The 15,654-nt window shown below is 45.7% G+C and carries 13 protein-coding genes and 2 pseudogenes; 2 read left to right on the forward strand and 13 right to left on the reverse strand.

Features of this window, described 5'->3' with window-relative positions:
- Nucleotides 1-298 precede the first annotated feature (298 nt).
- The 9 genes and pseudogenes from thyA to ACZYR9_RS06855 form a co-directional block, all read right to left on the reverse strand.
- Nucleotides 299-814: pseudogene (gene thyA / locus ACZYR9_RS06815) on the reverse strand (thymidylate synthase); the annotation flags it as partial.
- 282 nt (nt 815-1,096) lie between these two features.
- Nucleotides 1,097-2,347, reverse strand: coding sequence for an MFS transporter (locus tag ACZYR9_RS06820; protein WP_488977711.1), 1,251 nt, complete (start codon nt 2,345-2,347; stop codon nt 1,097-1,099).
- Between the two features lie 482 nt (nt 2,348-2,829).
- Nucleotides 2,830-4,470, reverse strand: a complete 1,641-nt coding sequence (locus tag ACZYR9_RS06825; protein ID WP_488977712.1) for a PucR family transcriptional regulator — start codon at nt 4,468-4,470, stop codon at nt 2,830-2,832.
- A 156-nt stretch (nt 4,471-4,626) separates the two neighbouring features.
- Nucleotides 4,627-4,818: a hypothetical protein gene (locus ACZYR9_RS06830; protein ID WP_488977713.1), complete on the reverse strand. Its 192-nt coding sequence runs from the start codon at nt 4,816-4,818 to the stop codon at nt 4,627-4,629.
- Between the two features lie 131 nt (nt 4,819-4,949).
- Entirely contained in the window at nt 4,950-6,374 is a 1,425-nt protein-coding gene (gene aspA / locus ACZYR9_RS06835) for an aspartate ammonia-lyase (protein ID WP_488977714.1), read from the reverse strand.
- A 30-nt stretch (nt 6,375-6,404) separates the two neighbouring features.
- Complete coding sequence (allB, locus tag ACZYR9_RS06840) at nt 6,405-7,799, reverse strand: allantoinase AllB (RefSeq protein WP_488977715.1); 1,395 nt, start codon at nt 7,797-7,799, stop codon at nt 6,405-6,407.
- Nucleotides 7,800-7,840: 41 nt separating this feature from the next.
- The gene (locus ACZYR9_RS06845) at nt 7,841-8,782 is read right to left on the reverse strand and encodes a dihydroorotate dehydrogenase (protein WP_488977716.1); all 942 of its coding nucleotides are present in this window, start codon (nt 8,780-8,782) and stop codon (nt 7,841-7,843) included.
- Nucleotides 8,779-9,564 carry a dihydroorotate dehydrogenase electron transfer subunit gene (locus ACZYR9_RS06850; RefSeq protein ID WP_488977717.1) on the reverse strand — a complete coding sequence of 262 codons (786 nt, stop codon included), beginning with the start codon at nt 9,562-9,564 and terminating at the stop codon, nt 8,779-8,781. The genes ACZYR9_RS06845 and ACZYR9_RS06850 overlap by 4 nt, the downstream gene beginning before the upstream one ends.
- A complete protein-coding gene (locus ACZYR9_RS06855; RefSeq protein WP_488977806.1) occupies nt 9,561-10,826 on the reverse strand; it encodes a Zn-dependent hydrolase in 1,266 nt (421 codons plus the stop codon). The genes ACZYR9_RS06850 and ACZYR9_RS06855 overlap by 4 nt, the downstream gene beginning before the upstream one ends.
- A gap of 198 nt (nt 10,827-11,024) precedes the next feature.
- On the opposite strand from ACZYR9_RS06855, the pseudogene ACZYR9_RS06860 reads away from it, so the two are divergent.
- Nucleotides 11,025-11,171, forward strand: a pseudogene (locus ACZYR9_RS06860) (IS5/IS1182 family transposase); the annotation flags it as partial.
- Between the two features lie 166 nt (nt 11,172-11,337).
- On the opposite strand, the gene ACZYR9_RS06865 reads toward ACZYR9_RS06860, so the two are convergent.
- From ACZYR9_RS06865 to ACZYR9_RS06875, 3 genes are all read right to left on the reverse strand, one after another.
- Nucleotides 11,338-11,583 (reverse strand): cupredoxin domain-containing protein, encoded by a 246-nt coding sequence (locus ACZYR9_RS06865; RefSeq protein WP_488977718.1) that lies wholly within the window; start codon nt 11,581-11,583, stop codon nt 11,338-11,340.
- On the reverse strand, nt 11,570-11,734 hold the full coding sequence (locus ACZYR9_RS06870; RefSeq protein WP_488977719.1) for a hypothetical protein: 165 nt from the start codon (nt 11,732-11,734) through the stop codon (nt 11,570-11,572). Before ACZYR9_RS06870 ends, ACZYR9_RS06865 begins: the two co-directional genes overlap by 14 nt.
- A 109-nt stretch (nt 11,735-11,843) precedes the next feature.
- Nucleotides 11,844-12,800, reverse strand: a complete 957-nt coding sequence (locus tag ACZYR9_RS06875; protein ID WP_488977720.1) for an NmrA/HSCARG family protein — start codon at nt 12,798-12,800, stop codon at nt 11,844-11,846.
- Nucleotides 12,801-13,362: 562 nt separating this feature from the next.
- Between ACZYR9_RS06875 and ACZYR9_RS06880 the strand changes: the two genes are divergently transcribed.
- Complete coding sequence (locus tag ACZYR9_RS06880) at nt 13,363-14,250, forward strand: LysR family transcriptional regulator (protein ID WP_488977721.1); 888 nt, start codon at nt 13,363-13,365, stop codon at nt 14,248-14,250.
- On the opposite strand, the gene ACZYR9_RS06885 is transcribed toward ACZYR9_RS06880, so the two are convergent.
- Nucleotides 14,222-15,514, reverse strand: a complete 1,293-nt coding sequence (locus tag ACZYR9_RS06885; protein ID WP_488977807.1) for an MFS transporter — start codon at nt 15,512-15,514, stop codon at nt 14,222-14,224. The two genes, ACZYR9_RS06880 and ACZYR9_RS06885, sit on opposite strands and share 29 nt — an antisense overlap.
- Between the last annotated feature and the right edge of the window lie 140 nt (nt 15,515-15,654).

The following is a 15,654-nucleotide window of genomic DNA, read 5'->3' on the forward strand; positions in this document are numbered from 1 at the left end:
TAATTACCCATACAAACATAGAACCCTTCCGCCATGTTGGAAGGGTTCTGACACCGTCACATCTTGTTTAATCTTTTCTCACTAACAGTGAACAACACTCCACATGTGTCGTATGCTGTAACATAATATTTTTGTACGCTACTTTTAAATGAAATTAAAATAATTTCGATTTATCACTGGTTTATTTTAAAGATTTACAAATTACCGTTTCCTACTTCTGGACGCTCCCGCTTGGGCTACACCCACAACCCTAATATTATTTTCCTCCTGTCTTCATCAATATTTTTTACTACCGAAAAAGAAAGGAATCCACCGATCGCATGTTAAATAAACACGACAACCGGCCGTTCGCCACATAGAATTGAAACGCGTAATGGCACGGAGGTAAGGCCATACCGTTCACTTCAGCCGGGTTCCAAGCGCTGACTAAGTGCCGCCGCGAATCCGGACTATTTTTAATCTGCCCAATAACATTGGAAATTTGATCAACGACTTGTCCATTTGGACCAAGCCACGTACGCCACTGCGCCCCGTATACACGGCCCAGGTTTCCATCCTCATCGGCCCATTCATCCCAGATGGTCACGCCATTTTCCTGTAAATAACGAATATTCGTGTTCCCGCTCAGAAACCACAGGAGCTCATGAATGATCGATTTGACATGCAGCTTCTTAGTCGTCAATAGAGGGAACCCCTGTTGAAGATCAAATCTCAATTGTCTGCCGAAAACGGAAATGGTCCCGGTCCCTGTACGGTCCTCTTTTTGGACACCGTTATCCAATATATCCTGAAGCAGTTCCAGATAAGCTTTCATATGCCACCTCTAAAAGAGTATTCTTAACAATATTAGAACTCAATTGCGAATTGAATGTTGAGCTTGCTCATAGACAATCAACTTTAATTATAACGTACCTGTATATCTAAAAGTAGTCCTAGAACAATAATTTCATGTTAATCCGTTTTTTCTCGCTTACTAGCTATTTACTATGGGTTTGCTAAATTGAATATGGGAAAGGCGGCCCAATGGCCGCCTTTTGTTCCATTCCCTGATCGGGATGGCACTAGTATGATTAAATCCGGCGTATTCTCCGGTTGACTATTCCAATTCCTTCCCTTTCGTTTCCGGGACTAAGAAAAAGAAACATATCGCTGCAAAAATATAGATAAAAGAAATCATGCTCATCGCCCAGCTTAAGGATTGGGTCGTAGCGAGGTAGCCGATAATTAACGGAGCGAAACCGGCGATGCCCCTGCCGATATTAAAGATGAAGTTCTTGGCCGTCGCTCTCACTTCTGTTGGATAATGTTCTGATAGAAGGGCCCCGTATCCACCCATCATACCGTTCACAAAAAAACCCATTATTGCGCCTAATATCAAGAGCAGCGATGCATTCGAATTTTGGAAGAAGATCCAAACCATTACCGCGGATAATAGCTGAAAGGTTATAAACGACGGCCTTCTTCCCCACTTGTCCATTAATGTTCCAAAGAAGATAATTCCTAAGATCATGCCCAAAATTGTCGCTAAAGTCCATAGCCCGGTTTTATTAAAAGAAAACCCGAGTTCGCGAGCCATCATCGTCGGAAGCCACGTCATAATCCCGTAATAGCCTGCATTTTGAACCGTTGTTGCCACGATGAGACCGATAGTCGTAGCCGCTTTGCCTGGAGTGTTAAACAATAGCGAAATCGGGACTCCTTTTTTCACTCGTTTTTGCTTTAATTCCTTCCATATTGGGGGTTCTTCCAAAGAACGGCGGGACCACCATGCGAATAAAGCGGGTAAGGCGCCCACCACAAACGCTCCCTGCCAACCGAAGTATGGTACAACTAACATGGAAGCGAATATGGCCAGAACGATACCCAGCTGAAATCCGATCGCGACACCGGCTGTAGCCCGGGAGCGATATTTTTTGGGCCACGTTTCGGTGACCAGCGTCATCCCGATTCCAAATTCTCCGCCAAGGCCAAGACCTGCGATAAACCTGGTAATATTCATCGTTGTTAGGTCAGTAGCCAGCGCGGAGAGGCCCGTAAATACGGAAAACAATAATATCGTAAACGCGAAAACCTTGACTCTTCCGTATATATCGGCCAGCATACCGAAAACGATGCCTCCGACGACCGCGCCGATCAATGTAAACGTAGCAATGCTTCCCGCCTCTGCAGAGGTAATGCCGTAGGCAACGATGATTAACGGCAATACAAACGAAATAATCAATAAGTCCAGGCCGTCCATTGCATAACCGACGGTGGATGCCCATAATGTTTTCCACTGATAAGGCGTTATTTTCTCATTACTTTCAGTTGCCGGCGCTGCAGATTCAATCATAGTTGGATTGTTCAATGATAGACCCTCCTTAAAGTGATTACCTAAAAAGTAGTATAAAAATAAGTACTACAAATCTTCCCCTCCTGACTTTATCCCGAATAGAATATATTTTATTTGAAGTAAAACCAAAGTAATGAAATCAAGTTTCAAATAGTATCATAAGTTGCGAACAAAACCTTACACTTAGTTATAAAATATAACACAATCATATGATAAAAAGGTCATTACTTATATCGTCTTTGTTAAATCCGACAAAAATTTAGTGATTTTTCTTGGCTAATCAAACAATACAATCCTACATGATGTAATTATATGTAACATAATTGTAAGCGTATACATATTAAACCTTCATTTTTACAATTTATGAAGCTCTACGTATCTCCTTAGAATAGGTTACTTGCATGTTATCACTAAAAAAATATCCGTTGTATATCGATTAAGACAAATAACCAAACCGCAAATTGTCGGTTTGGCTAAGGCCCTATCAGGGATCGGCATCAAAACAGAAGCTTTTGAATTTTCAAACCGATTTGCAGCCACATTCGCTCTTCCGAGTTATTCATGCTGCAATTCGTAATCTGCTCAATTTTCTGCAGCCGGTATTTGATCGTATTTACGTGAACGAACAGGTTCTGGGCCGTCTCCACAAGACTGGCATTGTACTCAAAAAATGTTCGAAGCGTATCCGTCAAGTTCGTTTGATGATCCTTGTCATGCTGCATTAATTTGCCGACCGTTTCATGATAAATGGATTTCAGTTCTTCTTTATCATGAAACTGGGTCAATATACGATAGATTCGCAATTCGTTGAAATGGCAGCAAAATGGATTTCCATAAATGGTTCTTCCCAGTTGTAAGGCTTCTACAGCTTCCTTATATCCCCGGGATATTCCTTGGAAACCGGCATAACAACGGCCGAATCCAATAGAAAAATCGATTTCGAATTTTTGGTTCAGTTCCTGCTGCAGACTGCGTCCCAGGGATAACAATGGTTTTAAATATTTCTCTTCCACCCGGAATTCGAAATTGGCATCCGGATATAAGACCGCAACATGCCCCCTTGCTATACCCAGTATAACCTTTTTGCCGCGTAAAGAAAAAAACAGTTTGATTTTGTTCACTACTCTTCTCAGCAGCTCCTGTGACGAGAGAACATGATCGGAAGCGCCCTCCGTACCAATTCCAGTTTTATCCATTTGAACGACAAGTATTTGAAAATCCTGATTCAGATTCCAGTCGAAACGTTGGGCTTTTTCCTCAATCTGATCCCATTCTTCGATGTTCCCCTGCAGGATATCCATCAAAAAATCATCCTTGTAATCTTGTTCAATATCCAGACTGGTTTTCACTTTTAAAAACTCTAACGCCATAAGAGGAATGGATCTTTCAAGGATCAGGAAATCCGTTTCCCTAAATTCATTTTTTTTATACCAGTATGAGACATAACCGTATACGACTTCATTCAAAATAAGAGGAGTGACTAAACAGGAAATACTTTTCCCGCCCCATACCCGTTCAAGCCTGATGGATCGTTTAGACAGGTTAATTTCTTTTTTCTGAACACCGGTTAAGGGCTGCATCCCATCGGCCATCCTTACGGATTCAAAGGATATGATTTCCGATTCTATCGTTACGACATTGCCTGTAAACTTTTCAATCGCGGACAAAATGGACTGTATTCCCTTGCCGCCCATGGCCAGCTCGGTAAGCCAGCGAAAAAAGCTTTCCAGATCGTCATGATGGTCTTTTGAATTGGCGAACACCTTATTCATCAGCGGGGTCATAATGTCCAGATAAGAGATATGATTCATCACTTCAATGACCGGAAAAGACAATCTCTCGGCTTCCATCAAAATACACTCCGGAATTTGTTCTATATAACGGCTTGTTTTGACGGCTAGCGCCGAGCTTCCTTTGAGATACAATTGCATGACCAGCTGCTCCATGGCTTGTGGATCATCCTTAATGGAGAACAAGCTTGTCAGCAAAAGCTCGTTTCCTTTTAACCATTGAATCACATCAGGAACTTCCATAACGGTAATATATTCAACAGGCCGATCTAATCCTTGTTCTCCTGCGACCACTTTGCAATGAGCCAAACCTCCAATTTTCATTGCCTCCCGGACTGTAATGGGCATACGCTCCCCCCTTAATGGATATGGTGTCAACTTCTATTTTTATTTTGTAACATTGGCGGCTTAACTGCCCCAATATTAAACAGACTGCCGGAAGTTGCGGCAGCCTAGTTCATGATATTCATCCACTGTGTCGATAAATCCGTAACAAGAAGTATGTTAGAAGGTATCACTAAATTTTTTGATGCCGAACTGTTTTCTAAATTCGGTGAAATCCACCTCAATCAGGTTGCAATAGTTCTCCAACTCATCGAAGAAATTAATATCGCTGGGTTTGTCGCGTTCTTCATAATAAAAGTTAATCAACTCAAATAAATTAAAAAGCACCTTGACCTTCTCTGTATTATCCATTCGGCTATCCCTTCCCCATGAAATAATATTTTATAATTATACAATATATTTTATAATTATACAATCCATTAAGAATTGCCCGATCGACTTTTTATCGCAAATCGCTGGCAGCAGGCGCCACTTAAGTCCCTTTATTTTTTTGTGAGCAGCGCCTCGCCGGCAATACCTGGATTGGTCATTTCGAATGGGTTCAGAATCAGATCCAATTCTTCTTCAGTAAGCACATGATATTTAAGACATAGTGTCCTGACGGACTCTCCGGTTAATATAGCCTCCCGCGCGATACGCGATACCGTTTCATACCCAAGATGCGGGTTGACGGCTGTAATTATGCCCACGCTTTTTTCCACATCACGCTCCAATTTTTCTCCATTCGCTTCAATACCCTTCAAACAAAATTCCGTGAATACGCCAAAAGAATTATTCATTATGCTGATGGACTGGATCAGGTTAAAGAACAGAACCGGCTCCATCACGTTTAACTCCAATTGTCCCGCTTCGGAAGCCAGACATATCGTATGATCGTTTCCAATCACTTGAAAAGCTACCTGATTGATAACCTCCGGCATGACCGGGTTGACCTTGCCGGGCATAATGGACGAACCGGGCTGTCTGGCCGGTAAAGTAATTTCGCTGAATCCTGTGCGCGGTCCTGAGGCCATTAGTCTTAAATCGTTTGCTATTTTGGACATATTCATCATACATACTTTTAAAGCTGCCGACACTTCGGTGTAGGCATCCGTATTTTGGGTGGCATCGACAAGATGACTCGCAGTCACTAACGGAAAGCCGCTAATATCGGCCAAATATTTGACTACAAGCTGTATATAGCGCGGATCCGCATTTAATCCCGTGCCGACTGCCGTTGCCCCCATGTTGACTTCATACAGATGCTGTCGCGAATGAGCGATTCTCTGAATATCCCGCTCCAATACTCTGCTGTAAGCTTCAAACTCCTGTCCAAGACGAATAGGCACCGCATCCTGCAGGTGCGTTCTTCCCATTTTGATAACAGAGTCAAACTCTTTTGCTTTTTGCAAAAACACGCTGTGCATGCTTCTCATCGTATCCAGCAGTTTTTCCAGCAGGGACAGCACCGCTATATGAATTGCCGTCGGAAAAGAATCATTGGTCGACTGCGCCATATTTACATGAGTGTTCGGACTTAATTGGGCGTAGTCGCCTTTTTCCTTGCCCAGTAGTTCCAGCGCACGGTTAGCGATGACCTCGTTCGTATTCATGTTAATAGAGGTGCCGGCCCCTCCCTGGATGGGATCGACAATATACTGTTCATGCCATCTGCCTTCTATGATTTCATCAGCCGCCCGAATAATGACCTCGCCCAGGCCGGAATACAATCTTCCCACTTCCATATTGGCCAGAGCCGCCGCCTTCTTGACGACAGCCATGGACCTGATCAATTCCGCATGTAATCTGTATCCTGTAATCGGAAAATTTTCGACAGCTCGAAGTGTCTGAATGCCGTAATAGGCATCGATGGCTACTTCTTTTGTCCCAAGGAAATCTTTTTCTAAGCGAAATTTTGCGTTTGACACTATTCATCCCCCCCATGATGGGTTTATTCCTTATTTGTGGGGTGTAACCAAGGTACCGACCGGTCCGCTGACAATCTGACCGTCTTTCATTACAATTTTTCCTCCGACAATCGTTGCTACAGGCAGGCCTTTCACTTGATAACCGTCAAATGCCGATACCTTGGTCTTGCTGTGCAGGTTTTCCTTTTTGATTACTGCTTCTTTCTCCATGTCTACAATGGTAATATCCGCATCGGCCCCCACCAGCAAAGCGCCCTTCTTCGGATAAATCCCATACTGCTTCGCCGGATTTTCAGATAACAACGCAGCTACCTGCTGTAATGTCAATTTGTTTTTGGACACTGCGTCCAGCAATAGCGGAACAAGCGTCTCCACTCCGCACGAACCGGCGGGAACAGACCACAAGTCGCCACTTTTTTCTTCTTCCGTGTGCGGCGCATGATCTGAACATACGACAGTAATTACGCCTTCCGAGATGCCTTGCCAAATCCGGTCCTGATCCTTTTGAAATTTGACAAGCGGATAGATCTTCATGCTGGTGCCGATGTTCTCATAGTCCTCATTGGTTAAAAACAAATATTGCGGACAGGTCTCCGCTGTAATCGAAAGTCCCTCCCGTTGAGCCCGGCCGATCAGCTCCACGGCTTCCGCCGTACTGACATGAAGAATGTGAAGGCGTGCTCCGGTCTCTTTCGCAAAGGAAATCCCCGTCTGCACCGTTAATTCTTCAGCCAGATTAGGTCTTCCCTCAACCAAAGCGTTGTAATCCGTACGACCGCTCTTTTTCACTCTTTCGGTCAGCAGATTGATCAGGTTATTGTTTTCCGCATGAATAGCAAAGATTTTCCCGGTCTTCGATACCTCTTCAAACATCTCAAACACTTCACCGTCATGGCAGGGAGGGATGATATTCTCCATATCAGGACTATAATTGTAAACAAGCTGAAATGTTTTTTTGTTAACGGCGTAGCCCCAGAAATATTTAAAGCCTATTACACCTGCTTCATTCAGGCCCTGGATATCGCTCAGATTCAATCTTCCCAGGCATATTCCCCATAAACCGAAATTTACATGCGCTTTTTCCCGGAGATTGGCTGCCTGCTTATGAAAATTCTCCACATTGTTCAGCGGAGGCGACGTATTAGGCATTTCAAATATCGTGGTAACTCCCCCTGCCGCGGCGGCTCTGGTGGAATGATAAAAGTCTTCTTTATGCGTTGCGCCCGGATCTCTTGAGTGAACATGCGTATCCATTAACCCGGGAAGAACGTACTGTCCCGACGCATCGGTTACCACATCGGCAGTTCCTTCCAGAGCGGTTTGGGATATGGCGGCAATCTTACCGTTTTGTATATAAATATCCGCTTGGTAGATCTCATGCGGGGTGACTATTTTACCGTTTCGGATGATGTGATCCCAGTGCACTTCGCACAGCTCCCTTCCATTCACTTTGCAATGAAATAAACTCATTGTTGATAAATTTCTACTTTTGGGTTAGGAATGACAACCTTCCCGATGAGATCATGAATATCTTCGATTCCATAAGCCGTCATATAATTTTGAATACCTTCCAATATGTCCAGCATGGCCATCGGGTTAATGAAACTGGCCGTTCCCACCTGTACGGCCGTCGCCCCCGCCAAAATCATCTCTACCGCGTCTTCCCACTTCATGACACCTCCGCATCCGATAATCGGGAGGTTTGTCACTTGGCGAACCTGGTAAATCATTCGCACAATAATCGGTTTGACGGCAGGTCCGGATATTCCGCCCATCACATTGCCGATTTTAGGAGTACGTGAATGAATATCAATGGCCATAGCCAATAGAGTGTTGGCAACGTTCAGGCCGTCAGCCCCGCCTTTCTCGCAGGCCAAAGCAATCTCCTGGATGCTTGTCACGTTGGGTGTCAGCTTAGCGATAATCGGTTTATCCGTAGCCTCTTTCGCCTTTTTGACCAACTGATATGACAACTCGGGATCCATACCGAAGGCTTTGCCGTTTCCTTTTAAATTCGGGCAGGAAATATTCAATTCAATCGCCGCCACCCCTTCCGCCCTTCCGATCATCTCTGTCATTTCAGCATATTCTTCAATGGAATCCGCGGAAATGCTGGAGATCAAAGGCGTATTGTATTTCCGGTAATAGGGAATGGTGTGCTTAAGGTAATACTCGATGCCTTTACTCTGTATACCGATCGAATTTATCATGCCACCCGCAACTTCACAGACACGAGGCGTCGCATTTCCGCCTCTGGGATATTTCGTGATACTTTTGGGAACTACAGCTCCAAGCCGGTCGAAGTCGAATAACCGTTCCATCTCTTCTCCGAAAGCGCCGGAAGCCGGCATAACCGGGTTTTTCAATTCCAAACCGCCAATTCTGACGCCCAGCTTCACAATTGTCATACGAGCACCACCTTATCCAGATCAAATACCGGGCCTTCTTTACACACCCGCACCGAACGCCTGACCCCCTCTTCCTGAATATCGCAGACACAGGCATAGCAGACACCCATAGCGCATCCCATATGTTCTTCCAGCGCAATTTGGCCCGGAAGTCTATATTCTTCGGCCATTTGTTGAGTCAATATTGAAAGACGCTTGGAGCCGCAAGTAAATAACGCCTTTACATCCTTCATTTCTATCAAGTGCATCATCAGGCTGCGTACATAATCTACGCCGCTAGATCCCTCTTCTTCCGTAACTTTGTAAATTTCCGCACCCAACTTTTCCAAAGCCTCCGTGGCGAGCAGATCGTTTTGACTTCTGGCGCTTAAAATCGCAATGCATTTCACCCGCTTTTTGGCAGCTTCCTGTACCAGTGCGGCCAGGGTGGCAATTCCTACGCCTCTGGCAACCAGCAGGATCGTATCCCATTCCTCCGCTATAGAGAAGCCTTCGCCTAACGGTCCGAACACATCGATATGATCTTCCGCGGAGATGCGGGTCATTCTTTGTGTTCCTTCTCCTTTAACAAGATACAAAAATTCGATCGTCCGCTCCTCTTGATTAATGCGATAAATACTAAACGGCCGTCGTAAAAAAGGATCCATATCACTACCGCACTTCAGATTAAAAAATTGTCCCGGTTTGATATCCTCTTGAATCGAGGAGGAATCGACTACCATATGCCAGTAACGCTCGCTTACCTGAACGTTGGATAAAACCTTCGCATTAGCTATGTTCATATAACCCTCTCCGTTCTGTATGTTTCTACAATTCTTCCGGAATCGCCAGACCATGTCATGATTGCTTTTTCTAATACAGCAGTGCCTGCAGCAATCTGCTCTAATGGAGTAAACTCGTCCCGGTGATGGCTGATCCCGCCTTTGGAAGGAACAAAGATGAGTCCGGTTGGACATAACAAAGCCATATTCATGGCATCATGTCCCGCGCCGCTGGGCATAAGCCTATAAGAATACCTTTCCTGTTCACAAATATGGCTCAGGGATTCAATCACTTCGTCATTCAGTTGGATCGGAATTTCGTTGCTTAACTCGTGTAAAGTGATTTGGAGTCCCCTCGTCGTCTTCGCTTCATTGACAGCATCGAGCAGCCTTTGTATGACCCTGTTTTTGGATTCGACGGAAGTACTGCGGATATCCAATTTCAATTCTGCCGCATCGGGCACCACATTCATTGCCCCCGGCTTTACTTCACACACTCCCACTGTCGCCACTGTTCCATAAGCCGTTTCCTTCTTTGCAGCCTTCTCAAGTTCAAGCGCAATTTCCGCCGCACCCAAAAATGCGTCTTTACGGCTGTTCATCGGCGTTGTTCCCGAGTGGGAGGCATGGCCTTGTACATGAACCTCATAACGTGACGGGGCTGCAATTCCCGTAACAATGCCAATTTGCTTTCCTTCGTCTTCCAATACCGGTCCCTGCTCGATATGCAGTTCGAAAAACACTTTAAGCTCCTCTTTTGAACGGACGCTTTGCTCAACATTTTCAAATATAAGACCGCAGCCGGAAAACGCCTCAGCAATGGACATCCCTTCTCTATCCTTTACTTCTCTGATCTGCTCTTTATTTAACACGCCTGCCATGGCTTTGCTTCCGATCGTAGAAACGCCGAATCTGGACGATTCCTCACAGGAGAACACGATAATCTCAAGAGGATGCTCCGTTTCAATGCCCTGGTCATTCAAGCTGCGAATCACTTCAAGAGCCGCCACGACGCCTAAAGCACCGTCATATTTACCTCCTTGAATCACCGTATCCAGATGAGAGCCGATCGCAACGGCCGCCCAATCAGGATGTAGACCTTCCCGCCGGGCTATCAAGTTCCCGCACGCGTCAATCCGCACCGTCATTCCCGCTTGTTCGCAAAGATCGGAAAAATGTTCAAGCGCTTGTCTTTCCAATTCGGAATAAGCTAATCGCGTCATCCCTTTGTCCGTATAACCAAATTGATTGATTTCAATCAATGTCTTTTCCAAACGCTCCATATTCACAATAATCCCCTCCAGCCTTTGGATTTATAAACTTCAGACCGTTGTTAATTTCTCCGTTTTCTTTATTGTAAACAGTCGGGTTATCATTTGCTTTATCGATAAAGACAAAAAAAAAGAAAGGGTTTTATCCCAATCTATAATGGATGCTCCTGCATGTTATTTAGTCTTCATCGGGGATCATCCGATGAGTTGAAGAAGAGAAAAGAAACGATCGAGCGAAGCCTCTCAGATTCTAAACAGCCTCATGGGTTTCACTTTTGCGGGGGATTACGCAATGTAACAGAACAAGCGTTAATTACCGCTGCAGTACAGAACATGAAAAAGATCGCTCTCCACCTGGACCGATAGGCTAAATGAGGAGAGCGATCTTTATTTTATTGAACTGAAGATACCCTTCGAAAAGACAGGCTTTCTCCTCAATCTGAAGCAGGTTGCCGATTCTACGTATTTAAATAGTAAACAAGAGCATGAAGACCTTTGCCCCGATTCCAACCAATGCCCTGTTTTATTTATCGGTAACCGTGATTTTGCCCTGCATAATCGGGTGGAAAGAGCAATAATAGTCGAAAACTCCGGTTTCATTAAACGTAAAGCTGAAGGATTGATCCTTGTATAAGGCGGGACTCGCGAACGTATCGTTTAAATCAATGACATCATGCTGTTGTATATCTCTGTTGATCCATGTTACCGTCTGCCCTTTTTTGATTTCAAGATTGGCGGGCGAATAAACAGAATTGTTAATTTTCCACAATGATTTGATCCGCAGCCGCCTCGTTATTCTGGTTCTCCTGTGGTTTGGGTTCTCCCGTATTATGCCCTTCATGACTACCATGTCCGCCAGGAAGAAGAGCGAGCTTGGCATCGTCACTCAAGTAGGAAATGGTGATTCCTTTTGTATTCACATCATAATCCACCTTAGCCCCGCCAACAACAACTTGCTCAATTTGTTCATTTTATTTCTCCTCTCCGACCTATCGGCGACTCTTTTACTATGAATTCATTCCATTATCTTTAAAAATTAACGAGTAGACCCGACTTATGCTTTTTCAACCATTCGGACAGACTTTGCAAGGACGGATTTAGCTGGCGAGAAACCTCCAGGTCTCTTGCGCCAATAAATACTTGTTCGTATTCTTGAAAGAATTGGAGCATATTCCCCAATTCATCGGACCCCGGAAATCCCGATTTACGAAACACGGCTAAGGGAAAATCTTGGTATCGAACTTCTTCTCCCAACGCTTTTGTCATCTCAGCAGCCATTTCTTCTCCCGTCAAATGCTCTCCTGCAATTCCTATATATTTGCCGGCATATACAGATGGTCCGCCTTTAAAGATTCCATAGGCACATTTGCCAATGTCTTCGGCGGCGATTGCAGCTATTTTTTTAGCTCCAAACGGAAGAGAAAACACCAGTTTTCCGTCCTCCCCTCTTCTTGGTCCCAAATTAAACTGAATAAAATCGTCCCAATAGAAGGAAGTGAGCAAAAAGGTGGTCGTTAATCCGGCATCAATAAAGAACCGGTCGGCTTCCGCTTTTGCATCCAAATGAGGAAGTTTATACTTTTCCATAAGCGTAGGCATACGATTGTCATTTAAGGGAATCCATTTGCGCGTATCCTCTAATGTAGACCAAATCACATGCTTCACATCGGCTCGTTTTGCGGCTTCGGCCATTAACCTTGCATGCTCTATTTCCTTGTCCGGGGAGAAATGATTCCAGAAAAATGTTACAGCGTACACCCCATATGCGCCTTCAAAGGCCTTGTGTATACTTTCCGCGTTGTCAAGGTCGGCCGCAACCACCTCCGCCCCTAACTGAGCAAGCTGTTTCGCTTTTTCGGCATTGACGTCCCTTGTAATGGCACGAACTGCGAATTCGCTTTCATGATCGTTTAAAATTGCTCGAGCCAACCCGCCGCCTTGGGATCCTGTTGCCCCTAATACAGCAATCACTTTCTTTTGCGTCATAGTGTTATTGCCTCCCGCTTTATTTTTTATCTTTTATTCATTGGGTGTTAGAATTTAAACCATTCATTTCCTTAAAAGACGGAGAAATCATGCAGCAAACTTGTATATACTGCTTATCAAATAGCTTACTGCTTGAATCTGAACTGCGGGTTAACTAGAACTAAAGATTTTTTAAGTCAACGGGAACGGTATGATGACTTTGACGGCGGTGAGAAACCCGGTTAGCGGCAGCGATTTTCTTCGTTCAGTCCGGTTTTCCGCTGCATGAAATGTTGAACATCTGTTATCGCTTGACGTGTGGGTGTTCTTGTCTACGGCCTACATAAGTCCGAACAATGCCGGAGGCCCAGTATGTATACCGACGTGTCCTCTCAATGCGCCTGGTTTGAGGCAGAACCAATGGGTTTTACGCATCGCTTGCTGCGCCCTTTTACACCTCTGGAGCTCGCCCAACACCTAGGAGCGTGCCCGGCATGCCGGGCACGTCTTAATCCATCCCTCCCACTTAGCACGCTCTATGATATAATCATGGATAAGAAATGACCAAGGTCAGGTGATCCGAGTGGAGTGGCAGCAGCTTGAATATTTTCAAACCGTAGCCCGGTTGGAGCATATGACGCGGGCAGCACAATTCCTGTCCGTCTCACAGTCCGCGCTCAGCCGCTCCATCTCGCGGATGGAAGAAGAGATCGGCGTTCCGCTGTTTGACCGGGTGGGCCGTTCCATCAAGCTGAACCGGTACGGGGAGCTGTTTTTAAAGCGGGTTCACCGCATCATGAAAGAATATGAGGAAGGAAAGCACGAAATTCAGAATATGCTGGATGAGGAAGCCGGGGAAGTGATGCTGGGGTTTCTCCATACGCTGGGAGCCCATCTCATTCCCGACCTGATTGTTACGTTTCGCACCAACCATCCGAATATCCGCTTTCAGCTGAATCAAAGCAATACCGCATTCCTGCTGCAGCAGCTCCTTCAAGGTTCGATTGACCTTTGTCTGCTTTCGTCTCCGGATGAGGCCAGCCTTTCGGTGGAATGGAAAAAGCTGTGGAGCGAAGAACTGTTTATTTTTGTCCCGGCTCATCACCCGCTGGCCAATCGTGGATCGATCTCCTTAGATGAAATTGCTAACGAACCTATGGTTTCCTTTAAAAAGGGCTATGGACTTCGAAACGTCATTGACCGTCTGTGTATGGAAGCCGGCTTCACCCCCAAAATCGCTTTTGAGGGTGAGGAGGTTCCTACGGTGGCGGGGTTGGTTGCTGCCGGACTGGGCGTTGCCCTCATTCCCGAAGCACAGGGATTAACCGAACAGAAATTGGTCAAGCTCAGCATAAGCTCGCCCCAATGCTACCGGGTCATCGGCGTTGCCTGGATGAAAGAGCGGTACATGTCTCCCCCGGCCGAGCGTTTTTTGCAGTTTGTTATGGATTACTTTGAGGGTAGGAATTAGATTTCTCCGGCACAACAGCGGTCAAGACAAAGGAAACCAGCATGGCGCAGCCAATCATGACACTAATCATGCCTACAATACCTGCCCAATCAAAACGGCTCCAGAACAATCCGCCGACAGACCCTCCCAGACTTGATCCTACATAGTAAAACAGCAGATACAAAGAAGAGGCCTGCGCCTTTCCTATAGAAGCCCTGCTTCCTACCCAGGCGCTGGCTATGGAGTGCGCCCCGAAAAAGCCGAAGGTAAACACCGCCACACCGATGATCAGAACCGCCAAAAGCGATGAGAGCGTCAGCAGGATCCCCGTCAGCATCAAAATGACATTAATCCATAGAACCATGCTAAGCCCTATGCGGTCGCTGACTCTTCCCATCCACGAGGAGCTGAAGGTTCCCACCAGATATAGAACAAAGACCCATCCTACCAGCGTTTGAGAGAGATGAAAAGGTTCCCCAAGCAGCCGGAACCCCAAATAATTGTAAAGCGTAACAAAGCTCCCCATCAAAATTGCACCTAAAACAAAAAGAAGAATCAAAGAGGAATCGCGAAACTGGACGGCAAAAAGACGGAGGATGGCCTTGGGCTTCATCCGCTGCGGTTTAAAGTGCCGGGAAGGCGGCAGATGCCGCCAAAAATACAAGCTTGCCAACAGACTGATCGCCGCCAATATACCTATGCCCATTCTCCACGTGTACACATCGGTTGCCATACTGACGACGACCCGCCCGAACAGTCCCCCAATCGTATTCCCGCTGATATATAATCCCATAGCGAATCCCAGGCTTTTGGCCTCCATTTCCTCGGCCAGGTAGGTCATGGCCACGGCCGGAAGACCGGCAAGGGCAATTCCCTGAATCGCGCGGACGATAAGCAGGCTGGTGAAATTCGGCGCGAAGGCGGTAAATAAGCAGCAAAGCGAAGATACAAGAAGTGAAACCGCCATCAGCGTTTTTCTGCCGATCCGGTCGGATATAAAGCCCGCAAACGGCAGCGAGACGGCTAACAAAACCGTACTAACGGATAAGGACAAACTGACAGCGGCGGGCGATAAGCCGAATTCCTCGGAATAAACCGGAAACAACGGCTGAACGCAGTACAAAACCGCATAAGTGGCCACCCCCGCGGCGAACAAAGCCAAGCTGCCCTGCTGAAACTCCTTGCTTCCGCGCTTCAAGTACTCCTGGCTCCTCATGTCCGTCATTCCTGCATGTAAATCGAAACGATGGTCTAAACCGATATCGGCCTGTGTCTTCGATGTCATACCCACTTGAGTTCATATCCTTCCGGGTTCATTTTTCTATTTAGCATACACCCGAATGAATGATGTGTATAATTCATCTTTTGCACTATTTCAATGCATATAAGTAATCAAAGACACTTGGCAGCCTTAAACTCCCAAGT

It is taken from the genome of Paenibacillus sp. F024 (genome assembly GCF_057814255.1).